Raw genomic sequence first — 12,583 nt, 5'->3', positions numbered from 1 at the left:
GAGCACGAGTAGCCGAAGTTCGCGGTCGAAGTTGAGGAGCCGAGCAGCGTCTTCGATCCAGGTACCTCCGCGATACCTGTTCAGGACCCGCGTGCGATGAGCTTGTCGATCTGATCATCTACCGGACGCCACGGCTTGACGTAGTCCATCGTTGGCACCTCCGGAAAAGAAAATCGGCCCGAGCCGTGAGGCGAGCGGGCCGATCATGATGGAGCCAGTGTAACAGGAATCGCAATCAGTGTCTGCGTGCCCATGTCGGGTGTTCTAGTACGTCTTCAATGGTGGACCGGGGCAGACTCCAACCACATGAGTGGAAGCGCGTCGAACGGCTCGAAGCCGTGTGGGAACTGGCGAAACGGGATCTCGGGTCGTCGGGCTCGACGGCCGATTCTGGACTCGCTGGGGCGGTCACGGAACCAAAGAGACGGAGTCGAACGCCTCTGACGGCCAAGCAGCTAGACGCGATTCACACGGCCCGCGAGAGCGGTGAGAGCGTGATGTCGATCGCCAGGCGGTTCGAGGTGAGCCGGATGACGGTGTGGGAGAAGACGCGGCACCATGAAGCGTGATCGCGTTGAGTATGGGGTCCCTCTGCGCTAGCGGGTCCGCTGGAGGCCCCGCTAGCGCGGTCCACGAAACTTTGCGCAGAGTCCGCAAACACCGCCGTCGCCTTCCACGTCGCGGAGGCCCGCGTCTGGTTACGATAGAGCGTGCGCGAAAACGAGTTCCGAGAACACCTCACAAGCCACATCACTAAGATGTATCACGCGTCCGGTGAGCATCGCGTGGTCCACGAGCTCGCGCTCCCACAACAAAGTGCTCGGGTTGACATTGCGGTCATTGGGAACAGCATGGTCGGTTTTGAGATAAAGACGGCTAACGACACACTGGCTCGATTGCCGCAGCAACAGGCGGCGTACGGCTGTGTGTTTGATCGGATGTTCATCGCACTCGAACATAAGCATCTCGACCACGCCGCTCAAACAATCCCAAATTGGTGGGGAATCCTAGAGATGACAACAGCCCGCGGAACTCCGAGATTTATTCAACGACGAGCATCGCGGGTAAACCCCAACGCCAGCACTCACGCCCTCGTACAGCTTCTCTGGCGCGATGAAGTTCTAGATGAATTGACTGATTTGGGTCTTCATCACGGCGTTCGGAGCGCCAACAAGTCCGTCCTCTGGGAGAGACTGTCCGGTGCAGCTCCAGGCCACCTTTCAAAGAGAGACTTAAAATCGCGAGTGCGAAATCGTCTCACGCACCGCGAAGATTGGCGAGCTGCCTAACCACCATGACTAGGTGATGGTTAGTTGTTGCAGTCCTCCATGTAGTCGCGTTTCCCGAGGTCGATGCTTTCACCGCGCAATTCGCTAACCACTCGTCTCCACTAGAGAAGTCTCGGCCTGAGAACTCGGCATGTTCCGTGATCTTCTTCGCCAGATCATGAGCCTGCTTGAACCCACCCGAGCGAGTACTTGTACCCCTCGCAACAAACCAGGCGTTGCTTATTGTGTAGCGCATTTGTGCTGCCGTTTGCATATATAGAGGATTGAACGTCGAGAGCGAATCAACGCTCTGAACCGCATAATCACCAAATGACATCTTCCGGATACGCGATTCGCGAACCAGTTTCCACATCATCCAATCAGAGCGCGGAATCTCTGCCGTTCCGTTACGACCAACCTCTGCCGTCGTCCCTGGCATCGCGGTTCCCAGAAGTGTCAGTGTCCGCCATTCTTCAGCATCTTCAAGCTGACTCATAGCACCCCGAACTGCGACCGCGGAAACACTTGCGGGGTTGGCGACCTGATCCTGCAAATCGATCACCAAGTGGATGTCCTTAGCTTTAGCTCCCGTCAAAGAAACTAGGTGAGCAAACTCCGCGTCGCCAGCGGGCGTACCAATCCCTGCCCAAACCGCACCGCTCAAGCGAAGGCAGATGTCGCGATTATGCGTGAACGCGAAATCGAACAGTTCCGCCGCTTCCTGGAGCGACATGCCATCGCGAAACACTGGTACCAGCTTCAGTCCCAGCCGTTCGAAGGTCTCCAACGCTTCCGAGACAACCCCCTGGCGGTTCTTTTCGGACAACACATACTGATGGGTATCGACGAATGCAGGACCGCTACCCCACGATTTGAGCAAAGACTTACCAACATCAGTGACGTGCTCACTGCGAGTCTTCTTCGGCTCCTCGGTCTTGGGGTCCGTGGCGACAGGGGGAATAACCCAGATTGGCGATAGCTGCCCTTCTGCGTCTGTCGGTAAGCTCGCTATAGCCGATGTCTCGGCGGCCCGCGCATAAAGAACGGGAACGTAGTGATATCCATCGAACGCTGAGATGAGGCACTCTCGTGCATTGGTGCTAGCCACTTTGCTATCCCTTTCTAATTCTCCTACTTGCCCAACAGGCCAAAGCGTAGGTAGTCGTACCGACCAACAAGCCGAGTCCAATTCGCGCGATCAGTGATGTCGCGATCAAAAACCTCACTGGTCTCGACGAGGTATCGTCGAAGCTCTTCAAGAGTGAATCCGTCAGTAGGAAGAACGGGAGCGGTGGCAAGGGTGACGCTACACGACTGCGACTCTATAAGTCCTTTGAGGGTATTCCCTGATTCGGTGGCGATTCTTCTGGCTCGCGCCGCGGTTGATAACGGAACGTGGAAAGGCTCGTCTCCAAGGGAAACTTTGTTGACGATCTTCGCATCGACATCAGTTCCGGGAATAAGTTCGGCGTTAGCGTCGAGCAGCCCGTCTTCTCGAAGGTACCTATAGATGGGTGTTAGGCCAGTCTGTCGAAGAAGCGCTGGTAACGTACCGCCAACTATCCTTCTTGCGTTGTACGCTGAATGCTCGTTTAGCACGTCCAACAGAAGATCACGGCGCTGGATACCCAGGTAGCCTTGATCGCTCAATCTGGCTTCCATGCCGACACCTATGACCACATCGAAATCCTGGCTCGGGGCATTCTCGATATTATCGACATACAGACGATCTAACGGTTGATTGCTGCGCACCAGCTCGTACACGCGATGCTTAAGCCGCCGGAGGACTGCTGCCGAAAACTTGTGCTCAAGCCTTCCGAGCATTTCAAATAGTTCAATGAAGCTTGCAAGACGAAGAATCTTTACCGGTACAGAGAAGCCTTCGGACGACACAATACCTCGGGTTATTTGAGGCGTACGTTGATCGGCGTCCCACTCGACAAGAATGAGATTCCCCTCGAGTCGTTGAAGGTTCTCTTTGGTAAGAACCCTTGCAAAAGAAACAAGGATGGACGTGATATCGGGATCTTGGAGCGAGTAGCCGAGGAATATCACAGGATGCTCGACGAATAGGGTTAAAAGCTTGGCCGCGAGATATGGGTTGCGTTCTTCGAACTGCCCGAAGTCACCTTCGGTAAGAACCATTGACTCCGGGAACGCTTCATCTCCATGGATCTTATAGATCTCGCCGACGCCTTGCGGATCTGAAAAGAGTAGTTCGTCCTGACCAATGTACGGCCTGAAATCCTCGAACACTGTTTCCAATAGCTGGTCATAATTGGTTGTTATTACTGCGTCGACAACCGACTTCTTGAGCGCCTCAATCTCCTTCGCGAGATCGCCTTCAGTGGGGAGATTGGATAAAGATTCTCTCGTTAGTTTCGCGGCCTCAACCTTCAACGGACCTTCACGAGTACCGAGGGAATCACCGAACTCTGAACGACTTTCTTCAAATTTTCTGTCTGCCCACCATTTCTCTCGAAGTGCCTCTGCGATAGCGGTCGCAATAGCTGGAGGTCGACCGTCACCGGCTGTCACAAAGTAGCCATAAGGACGCTCCGTTAAGGAAGCGAGCTGCCGAAGCAAACCTTCCCAGTCAGGAAGCTTGAGATATCTCCGCGACATGCCTGAACCAACGAACAGAAGCGGGGCACTGGCATGCGCTCTGAGATGTGCTTCTAGATCGTCTATCGCGCCGATGTCTGGCCTCCAGATCTCATTGACATTGGATGTACCCACATCTTGGCATCGATTCCCTCTCGACAACCGGAAACCAGCTTTGACACTCCGGAAGTGTTTACGAAGTGCCCCGCGGCTTCGACACGAGAACCGGTGCCCTGGCTGAGTGGCCTTGCAGTAAGCAGCGCTCGTCGTCTCCGAGCCGCGTTTTGTGCGCATCACATGTCTTTCAGAAGAGGCGTAGGATCCCATCGAGACGACCCCTCAGCGGCTCTCGTCCGCACCTCAAGTGGCAGTCTGAGCCCTCGCTCTGAGCTGCCATGCCTCTTGCAGATCGAGGTTTCGGACCCCGACAGATCGGTCGGAGACGGACTCGCGGGACAGCTCTGACTGGATCTCGCGGATCGTCACGGCGAGCACTCCCGACGCCAGGAGACCGCCGCCCAGCGGTCCAGACGAGTTCTCTCCGAGCAGGGGCAGTCTCCTCAGTGCCGCACGAACGTCGGGCGTCATGTGGTCGATCTGCCAGCGAACCTCATCACGGCGTGCGGTCTGCTGATCGACTACTGCCACAAGGGAAGTGGCCTTCGCCGCGTACGCGGCAGCACCGAGAGCATGAGCTCCCATATGGGCAACGCCCGAAGCTTGTCCGGCAGCCCGAGCGGCTGCTACCGCGGCAGGTGTCTTCACCGATTGCGCCGCACGCCCGGCGTCGAATCTCCGCTTGATCTCGCCAGCGGCATCAAGCTCACCGCGACCGTAAGCACGGGTACGTTCGATCCCATCCCTCGCGCGATCATCTTCCGGAGCCTCGGCCTCGAACAGCGGCAGAACGCGCTCCGCGCACTCCGCTGCCCACAACGCGACGAGTCGCCGATCGGCGTCGTCAAGTGTCTGCGGGGAGGCCATGGTTCGATTCTCTCAGCACGCGCGGAAACCTCGATTGCAAGACGCGTGGCAGCTCAAAACGGTACTTCGGTGATGACAGGCTTCTCATCCGTCGGCGAGGCCGTCGAGTGTGTTGGTGGTGTCGGGTTTCAGTGCTTCGCGGTAGCTGGTTCGGGTTGTTCGGCGTCGAAGCGTGCGCGGGCTTCCATGATCTGAGGTTGGTGAACTTCGGTCCACGCGACGAGGGATTGGATGGTACCGAGCAGGGTTCCCCCCAGCGGGGTGAGCCGATACTCCACGCGCGGTGGGATCTCGGGATACATCTGGCGGTGCACGATGCCGTCTCGTTCGAGGTTGCGCAGCGTCACGGTCAGCATCCGTTTGCTGATGCCGTCGATCTCGCGTCCCAGCTCGCCAAAGCGCATGGTCTTCTCTTCCAGCAGCGAGATCACCAGCAGCGACCACTTGTCCGCGACCCGGTCGAGGATCTGCCGGACCTCGCAGTCCTCGCGCACGTCCCACTGGAAAGCGTCCCGCCCGCCGGAGCAGCAGACCTCTGCCTGGTCGGTTCCTTCCAGGGAACCGAGTGACGTCAAAGTGCCTTCTTGTGTCATCTCTCCATGCTGACTGATCCTTGAAGTGGTTACAAGTAGTAACTGAGACTTTTTGTGTGACCAAGGAGAGTTTTGTGACTGGATCGAAGGTCCCCACCGATACGCCCGTTGAAGCACGGGGCGCGTGGGGTGTGCTGGCGGCGGTGACCGGTGCGTTGTTCCTCGAAGGCATCGACATCGCGATGCTCAACGTCGCCGTCCCCAGCATCGCCGCCGACATCGGTCTGGCCACCGGCTCAGCGCACTGGGTGATCAGCGCCTATGTCCTTGCCTACGCCGGGTTCATGATCCTCGGCGGCCGGGTCGCAGACCTGATGGGCCGCCGCCGAGTGTTCCTCATTTCCCTCGGCATCTTCATCGCCTTCTCCATCGTCGGTGGTTTCGCCGAAGACGCCTGGCTACTGATCACCGTCCGCTTCATCACCGGCGCAACCGCAGGATTCATGACGCCAGCCGGGTTCAGCCTCCTCACCACCAGCTTCCCCGAAGGGCCACGCCGCAACAAAGCACTCGCCATCTACGGCGCGATCGGCGCATCCGGGTTCCTCCTCGGCGTCGTCGCCGGAGGCCTGCTCACCTCACTCGGCTGGCGATGGGTGTTCTTCGCCCCCGCCCTGATCGGCCTGATCTTCCTCATCACCGGAGCAATCTTCATCGCCCGCACGGCCGATACCGCCGACGCACCCCGCGGACGCTTCGACGTCGGCGGAGCCATCACGCTCACCGCAGCGATGGTCGCGCTCATCTACGGCATCGTGACCATCGGAGAAAACCCCGGCGATCTCCTCGGCGTGATCGCCTTCGCGGCCGCTGCAGTCTTGTTCATCGGGTTCTTCCTTCTCGAACGCCGCGTCTCCGACCCACTGATCCCCACCGGCGTCCTCAGCAAAGGCCTCCTGCCCTGGACCAGCATCGTCGGACTGCTGTTCATCGGAGCATTCTTCTCCTGGCAGTTCCTCCTCACCCTGTTCCTACAACAGCACCTCAGCTGGGGACCCCTGCCCACCGGGCTCGCCTTCGCCGCGATGGGCATCGAACTCTTCATCGCTCCCGCGCTCACCCCACGACTGGTCGCCAAGTTCCGGAACGTGCCCGTCATGATCGTCGGCCTCGTCGCCGTCGCCGCAGCGTTCCTCCTCACCCTCCGCTTGGACGACTCCTCCGGCTACTTCGACCTTCTGGCCTCGCTCCTGCTCCTCGGCATCGCATTCGCATTCATCTACGGACCCCTCACAGCCGCCGCTGTCGAAGGAGTCGACGAATCACAGCACGGCGTCGCCGGAGGCGTCGTCTACACCGGATTCCAATTCGGTGCCGCCCTCGGTGTCTCTCTCGCCACGATCACCCTCGTCGGCAGCCACAACGACACCACAACCCTCGGGGACTACCAACGCGCTCTCACCGTCCCCGCCATCGCCGCCGTCCTCGCACTCGTCTTCGGCGTCGCCACCCTCGTGCGCCAACGCAGCATCACCAGAAGAAGCTAGCCGGTGACCGGTCATGATGCTCTCACTCCGGCAACGTCAGCGGATTCGTGCGGCAAGACGCACTGACCTGCAAGGAGGAAACAGCATCATGACCACATCGACCCCTAACAACCGGCCGACACCCCAAGCGCTTCTCAGCAGCGAAGAACTCCGACGCGAACTCCACCGACTCCACGACGCCGGAGACGGAGCCTGGGCGCACGACCCCGCCGCCGCTGACCTCATGGAGTACGTTCACGACAAGTACGCGGCCCTGGCTCGTCGGCATGAACTCGACCCGTGGGAGGCCGTCTCGGCGGCGTTCGATGCGATGCGCACCCGATCCGTGCGGGAGGCGCATGATCCGTGGGGCGTGATCACGCACGCGGTGCGGATCACCTGCATCTACGAGAAGCGAGCCCAAGGACTCCTCTGCTCCGTCCACCAGGCACGACGACCGCACGTCTCCTCGTTCCACGACCCGGACCGGTTCAGCACCCGCGCATATCCCATCGTGGACGACCATCCGTTGTTGAAGACGATCGACGAGCAATACAACCGCGCCGAGGAGAGCGGCGACACATCGACGCCGGTGCTTGTCGCCGTGGCACGAGCTATCTAACTCCTCGTCCTGCTCGGCTGGCCTGACGATGTCGCGCAGAGCGGGGTAGAGCAGATCTGCGACGCCCTCATGCGCACCGGCGCACGCTCCTCAGCGTACGAATCTCTCCGTCGCGACAAGCAAGTCCGGGTACTGCTCGACATCCCCGTCACATCGTGGATGGTCCTGCTGAAAGCGATGCTCGGCGAACCCGAACCCATGTACGCCGCCACAAACGCAGGCCGCGGAGTGCTCATGCGGCTGCTCATCGGGGAAACCGTCGGACTGCTTCTCGCGGACGATGACCTCGTCGTCGCGCTCTCCACTGCCGTTCCCGGAGTACAAGGGTGAGCGGGCCATGTCGGACAGCAAAGGCACCGTCGGAATCGAATGGTCCGTCCCCGCGATCCGGGTCGGGAACCGTCACCGCAAAGCTCACGGCGACCTGAACCAACTTGTCGCCTCGATCAAACGCGTCGGGCTGTTGCAGCCGATCACGATCACCCCGGACGGGTTCCTCATCTGCGGGGCCAGGCGTCTCGCAGCAATCAAGCTGCTCGGCTGGAATACCGTCCGCGTCTGGATTCGCTCTGGGCTCTCGGACAGGCTCGGGCAACTACTCGCCGAGCAAGATGAGAACACGCTACACAAGCCGTTCACACCGATGGAGGGTGCCGCTCTCTACCGCGAGCTGAAGGACCTGCTGGCAGAGGACGCGAAGAAGCGCAGCGAACTGACACAGTTCCATGCCGGGCACGCACCGGGCGAGCATGGCGGAGCAAACCTTCCCACCCCACCAGGAACCGCAGGCAGCACACGCGCTCAGGCAGCCGCGATGGTCCCAGGCGGGGTCTCGTACGCGACGTTCGACAAGATCGGGTACCTCGAAAAAGTCACCGCCGACACCACCATGCCCAACGAACTCCGCGCCAGGGCGCGAGCCGAACTGGAGCGGATCGAAGCAGGCGGACCCGTCGACCCGGCATTCGTCCGTATCCGCAACGAAGCGGAAGCCCCGCCTGGAACCTCTGATGCTGAACTGCACCGGCTTGCGGAGGAAGCACTCGCCAGGGTGAAGGCGGAGCGGCGGGCGAAGCGGAAGAAGATCCGCAAACCCATCCCCATCCGCCGCAGCGACGGACCCTTCCCGACACGAGCATTCGTGCTGACCTGGGGCGAGTTGACGGATTGGTGGGAGCGCTATGACCTCCACCAGCTCGCGGTCGAACTCACTGACGAGCAGATCGAGGGATTCCACACGGCGCTCGACGGCAGCTTTACCTTCGCCAAGCAATTGAACGCAGCGCGGGAAGAAGTACCGCCCGAGCAGCGTGGGCGGCAAGCGGATCGACGTGCGCACCTCAGGGCACTTTGACCATGAGTGGTGCGGGGATTGCGGCGTGGGGTCGCGTACCTCTCCTCCATGTCCTTCTCCCGCACCACACCGTCCGGCCGTCGCATCACCGCGACGGCCCGCGCGCGGGAAGAACCGGACATGAAGAGACTCGTCGCGCTCGTCCTGCACCTCGCCGAACAACTCCACGAAGAAGAACATCACAACGGCGGCGCTGGTGGTTCCAGCGCCGCCGCGGAAGGGCATGACGATGACACTCTTACTCCCAGCACCAGTCGAGGCTGACGAGGCACTGGCCTTCACCGTGGTGACTTACCAGCGCGTCTCCACGAAAGAACAAGCGGCGAAGGGCGGACGCGACGAGGGATTCTCGATCCCAGCACAACGCGAAGCTAATAGTCGTAAGGCCGAGGCGCTCGGGGCGCGGATCGTGGCTGAGTTCGTCGACGCCGGGAAATCAGCTCGCTCTGCCGACCGCCCCGACCTGAAGCGCATGCTCGACTACATCGCCTCCCACCAGGTCACCTATTGCATCGTCCACAAAGTCGACCGGCTCGCCCGCAACCGCCTCGACGACGTCGAAATCCATCGCGCGCTCCTCGACGCCGGGGTCGAGCTCGTGTCGGCGACCGAGAACATCGACGAGACCCCATCCGGGATGCTGCTGCACGGGATCATGTCTTCAATCGCGGAGTTCTACTCCAAGAACCTCGCCACCGAGGTGACGAAGGGGCTCACCCAGAAAGTTGCAACCGGCGGCACCCCCATGCGCGCACCAATCGGCTACTTGAATGTCCGGGCGCGAGATGAGCAGGGGCGTGAGTACCGCACGGTTGAGATCGACGAGGAACGGGCCCCGTTCATCCGGTGGACCTTCGACCAGTACGCCACCGGCGACTACTCCGTCGTCGAACTTCTCGCCGACGCAACAGCGCGAGGGCTCACCACCATCCCGACACCCCAACGACCGTCAGGGCCGGTGGGTCGTTCGACGTTCTTCAAGATCCTCCGCAACCCGTACTACATCGGCCTCGTCCCCTACAAAGGCGCGGACCATCCCGGCAGCCACGAACCGTTGATCGACCTTGCGACCTGGCAGCGGGTCCAATCGATCCTCGACACCGCGAAGCAAGCGCGTCCACGACCACTACCTGAAAGGCTCGCTGTTCTGCGGGGCGTGCGGATCGAGGTTGCAACTCGACCTCCCGACGAACAAGCAGGGCATCCAATACGCCTACTACTCGTGCAGCGGCCGACGCACCCGCAAAACCCGATGCACACGTCGCGCAATCCCCGTTGCGGTGGCCGAACAGCTCGTCGCCGACTGCTACGCGCGCATCTCGATCAACGAGGCCCAGTACGTCGGGCTCGCCAAGAAAGTTGAGGCAGCCTTCGACGAACGCTTCGCCGCACGCTCCGACGAACTGGCCGAGCTGGCGGCGAACCGCAGACGGTTGGAAGACGAATCCGACAAGCTCCTCGCCGCCCACTTCGCCGACGCCATCGACCTCGCCACCCTGAAGCGGCATCAGGACCGCATCCGCGCAGGGCTGGCTGACATCGAGCGCCGCATCGAGAACGAGCACGACCAGGATCAGGGCCCACGCCGCCAGATCAACAAGGCGCTACGCCTGCTGATCGACTGCCAACGCTTCTACAAGACCACCGACGCCCACGGGAAACGCCTCGCCAACCAGACTTTCACCACCGGCATCGACATCAACGAAGACGAGGAAGCAACCCTCCACCTCGCGGAACCGTTCGCCGTCACGACAGGCGAAAACACCTATGTCAGGGGTTCGACTACGTCTGAAATTGTGGAGCATAGGAGATTCGAACTCCTGACCTCTTCGATGCGAACGAAGCGCGCTACCAACTGCGCCAATGCCCCGCATGATCCTCCGCCAACCAACAGCCAGCGGTAAAACCAAGCTCATTTAGCCTACTCCACGGCAGGGAGCCAAGACAAAACACCCCACCAAACCGAAACCGGCAGGAGACCGCCCATCAGGCCCGGCGGCGCTGTAAAACGGTATCGAGGTTGTTCTGCGCCGCGGTGCGCTGCGGTGCCGGAGCACCCACAGCCTGCTTGGCTGGAGCCGCGGTAGCTGGGGTCACAGTGGCAGACGGCGCAGCACTAGCCTGCGCTTCCTTCAGCGTGGTAGCCGCCGCGGGCTTGGGCTCCTGGGGCAGATCCAACGGCGCCGGAGCGGGACGTTCGGCCTTGGCCGCATCAACATAGCTGGGCTTGGGCACCTCAACCGGCTCCCAGGTCCCATCGCTGGACACCGAGGCGCCACGAGCCACCGCCAGCGCAGCCTCACGAAGCTGGGCGGCCGTCATCGGCGCGGGCCTGCGAATAGGCTTCGATGCGGCTGGCGCAGCAACCTGCTCACCAGCAGCACCGTCAAACAGAACCGCCTTCCCGGAAGCGGCCACCGGCGCAGACTGCTCGCCAGGCCGCGACAAACCCGTCGAAGAACTGCCCAGCCGCGGAGCACTCTCAACCGGCGCAGACGGTGCAGACATCGCCTCCCGGAACGCCTGGTCAACGCGACGCTTCGCCGAGCTGACCTTCATCGCGCGCAGGCTCGCAACCGAGGCCACCAACAGCACCACACACAGACCAACCAGCCAGATGGAACCCAGACCCAACAGCCGCAGCACACCCGTCACCGGGATACCCAGCAATGCCACCAGGCCGATTGCAGCGACGGCTATCCGGTCGGAGTGAAGACGAAGCGGTGTCGGCGCAGATGCATTCTGCAATGGGGTTTTCTGCTCTGGCATCTTCTTCACGGGGAACTCCTGCTGGCCTGCTGCTTGTTCGCTCACGTCTGTGCCCTCATCCAGCGACTCCAGCTGCTCTGCTGCTGAGTCGGTCGCCATGTCTACCGCCGGTGCCTTGCGCATTCGCAACACATAAGGGGAAACCCACACCAGCCACAGCGTCACGGCAAATGCCAGAACTACTGATGCGCTGAGCGGTGCCTCCATCACTCAACCTTAAAATCGGAAGCCCTCCCGGCCCTGCATTAGCAGGCGGTGTGTCGGTGAAAGCCGAAAGTTCTCAGCTCCGGTTGAACCCGGTTGAACTCAGCCGCGATGCCGGTCCAGCCGGGCCAGCAGGCCCTCCGGCACCTCTTCCGCAGTCAGCGCGAAGCTACGATGATCCGCCCAGGCCCCATTGATGTGCAGATAGCGCGGCCGTAGCCCCTCATCACGAAATCCAAGCTTCTCGACCACCCTTAGGCTCGGCGCATTCTCCGGCCGGATATTGACTTCCATCCGGTGCAACCCCAGGTTCTGAAAGCAGTAGTCCGCAGCCAGCGCCAGCGCCGTGGGCACAATGCCGCGCCCGGCGCGTGCGCCGTCCACCCAGTACCCGGCGGTCGCCATTCGGGCGGACCCCCAGACGATCGAGCTCACGGTGAGCTGCCCGGCAAAACGAGCCTGACCGTCACGGTCCATCACGGCAATCGCGAACGGCAGCGCCGAGCCTGTTCTGGCCTGGTATTTGAGCGAGCGGACCATCTCCGCGAAGCTCATCAGGCCTTCCGCGGGCACCGGGTTGGTGGCCTCCCACGGCGCCAGCCACTCGCGGTTCCGGACACGGACCTCGTCCCAGGCCCTTTGGTCGCTGCGCCTCAGCGGACGCAGGATGACGCCGTCATGTTCCAGGGTGACGGGCCACCCCACGCCGCGCCACATCG

Annotated in this window: 12 protein-coding genes, 1 tRNA gene and 2 pseudogenes; 8 read left to right on the top strand and 7 right to left on the bottom strand. The window is 61.3% G+C overall.

Features of this window, described 5'->3' with window-relative positions:
* Window positions 1-758: 758 nt before the first annotated feature.
* Window positions 759-1,289 carry a sce7726 family protein gene (locus tag QQM37_RS14540; protein WP_420030176.1) on the top strand — a complete coding sequence of 177 codons (531 nt, stop codon included), beginning with the start codon at window positions 759-761 and terminating at the stop codon, window positions 1,287-1,289.
* Here the strand turns inward: QQM37_RS14540 and QQM37_RS13785 are convergent.
* The 4 genes from QQM37_RS13785 to QQM37_RS13770 form a co-directional block, all read right to left on the bottom strand.
* Window positions 1,258-2,376, bottom strand: a complete 1,119-nt coding sequence (locus QQM37_RS13785; RefSeq protein ID WP_285728188.1) for a beta family protein — start codon at window positions 2,374-2,376, stop codon at window positions 1,258-1,260. The two genes, QQM37_RS14540 and QQM37_RS13785, sit on opposite strands and share 32 nt — an antisense overlap.
* 23 nt (window positions 2,377-2,399) lie before the next feature.
* Entirely contained in the window at window positions 2,400-4,007 is a 1,608-nt protein-coding gene (locus tag QQM37_RS13780) for an SIR2 family protein (protein WP_285728187.1), read from the bottom strand.
* 225 nt (window positions 4,008-4,232) lie between these two features.
* Entirely contained in the window at window positions 4,233-4,856 is a 624-nt protein-coding gene (locus tag QQM37_RS13775) for a putative immunity protein (protein WP_285728186.1), read from the bottom strand.
* A 128-nt stretch (window positions 4,857-4,984) separates the two neighbouring features.
* A complete protein-coding gene (locus tag QQM37_RS13770; protein WP_285728185.1) occupies window positions 4,985-5,449 on the bottom strand; it encodes a winged helix-turn-helix transcriptional regulator in 465 nt (154 codons plus the stop codon).
* A gap of 74 nt (window positions 5,450-5,523) precedes the next feature.
* On the opposite strand from QQM37_RS13770, the gene QQM37_RS13765 reads away from it, so the two are divergent.
* The 7 genes and pseudogenes from QQM37_RS13765 to QQM37_RS14435 all read left to right on the top strand — a co-directional run.
* Window positions 5,524-6,936 carry an MFS transporter gene (locus tag QQM37_RS13765; protein WP_285728184.1) on the top strand — a complete coding sequence of 471 codons (1,413 nt, stop codon included), beginning with the start codon at window positions 5,524-5,526 and terminating at the stop codon, window positions 6,934-6,936.
* 88 nt (window positions 6,937-7,024) lie between these two features.
* Window positions 7,025-7,537, top strand: coding sequence for a hypothetical protein (locus tag QQM37_RS14445; protein ID WP_337250258.1), 513 nt, complete (start codon window positions 7,025-7,027; stop codon window positions 7,535-7,537).
* 69 nt (window positions 7,538-7,606) lie between these two features.
* Complete coding sequence (locus QQM37_RS14440; RefSeq protein WP_337250257.1) at window positions 7,607-7,867, top strand: hypothetical protein; 261 nt, start codon at window positions 7,607-7,609, stop codon at window positions 7,865-7,867.
* Window positions 7,868-7,874: 7 nt separating this feature from the next.
* Window positions 7,875-8,891, top strand: coding sequence for a ParB N-terminal domain-containing protein (locus QQM37_RS13755; protein ID WP_285728183.1), 1,017 nt, complete (start codon window positions 7,875-7,877; stop codon window positions 8,889-8,891).
* 48 nt (window positions 8,892-8,939) lie between these two features.
* Entirely contained in the window at window positions 8,940-9,155 is a 216-nt protein-coding gene (locus tag QQM37_RS13750) for a hypothetical protein (RefSeq protein ID WP_285728182.1), read from the top strand.
* A pseudogene (locus QQM37_RS13745) lies at window positions 9,115-9,930 on the top strand (recombinase family protein); the annotation flags it as partial. The gene QQM37_RS13750 and the pseudogene QQM37_RS13745, both read left to right, overlap by 41 nt.
* 25 nt (window positions 9,931-9,955) lie before the next feature.
* A pseudogene (locus tag QQM37_RS14435) lies at window positions 9,956-10,135 on the top strand (recombinase zinc beta ribbon domain-containing protein); the annotation flags it as partial.
* Between the two features lie 553 nt (window positions 10,136-10,688).
* Here QQM37_RS14435 and QQM37_RS13735 read toward each other — a convergent pair.
* The 3 genes from QQM37_RS13735 to QQM37_RS13725 form a co-directional block, all read right to left on the bottom strand.
* Window positions 10,689-10,761 (bottom strand) — tRNA-Ala (locus QQM37_RS13735).
* A 116-nt stretch (window positions 10,762-10,877) separates the two neighbouring features.
* The gene (locus QQM37_RS13730) at window positions 10,878-11,867 is read right to left on the bottom strand and encodes a hypothetical protein (protein ID WP_285728181.1); all 990 of its coding nucleotides are present in this window, start codon (window positions 11,865-11,867) and stop codon (window positions 10,878-10,880) included.
* Window positions 11,868-11,966: 99 nt separating this feature from the next.
* Window positions 11,967-12,581, bottom strand: coding sequence for a GNAT family N-acetyltransferase (locus tag QQM37_RS13725; RefSeq protein ID WP_285728180.1), 615 nt, complete (start codon window positions 12,579-12,581; stop codon window positions 11,967-11,969).
* Between the last annotated feature and the right edge of the window lie 2 nt (window positions 12,582-12,583).

Origin of the sequence: Psychromicrobium xiongbiense (assembly GCF_030271165.1) — a bacterium.
GTDB lineage: Bacteria > Actinomycetota > Actinomycetes > Actinomycetales > Micrococcaceae > Renibacterium > Renibacterium xiongbiense.
The sequence above is the reverse complement of the archived record's forward strand: the minus strand, read 5'-3'. Positions and strand labels throughout refer to the sequence as shown.

Coding starts and splice junctions, on each gene's coding strand:
- QQM37_RS14540 (WP_420030176.1), top strand. CDS start 759: ATGTATCACGCGTCCGGTGAGCATCGCGTGGTCCACGAGCTCGCGCTC.
- QQM37_RS13775 (WP_285728186.1), bottom strand. CDS start 4,856: ATGGCCTCCCCGCAGACACTTGACGACGCCGATCGGCGACTCGTCGCG.
- QQM37_RS13770 (WP_285728185.1), bottom strand. CDS start 5,449: ATGACACAAGAAGGCACTTTGACGTCACTCGGTTCCCTGGAAGGAACC.
- QQM37_RS14445 (WP_337250258.1), top strand. CDS start 7,025: ATGACCACATCGACCCCTAACAACCGGCCGACACCCCAAGCGCTTCTC.
- QQM37_RS14440 (WP_337250257.1), top strand. CDS start 7,607: ATGCGCACCGGCGCACGCTCCTCAGCGTACGAATCTCTCCGTCGCGAC.
- QQM37_RS13755 (WP_285728183.1), top strand. CDS start 7,875: ATGTCGGACAGCAAAGGCACCGTCGGAATCGAATGGTCCGTCCCCGCG.
- QQM37_RS13750 (WP_285728182.1), top strand. CDS start 8,940: ATGTCCTTCTCCCGCACCACACCGTCCGGCCGTCGCATCACCGCGACG.
- QQM37_RS13730 (WP_285728181.1), bottom strand. CDS start 11,867: ATGGAGGCACCGCTCAGCGCATCAGTAGTTCTGGCATTTGCCGTGACG.
- QQM37_RS13725 (WP_285728180.1), bottom strand. CDS start 12,581: ATGTGGCGCGGCGTGGGGTGGCCCGTCACCCTGGAACATGACGGCGTC.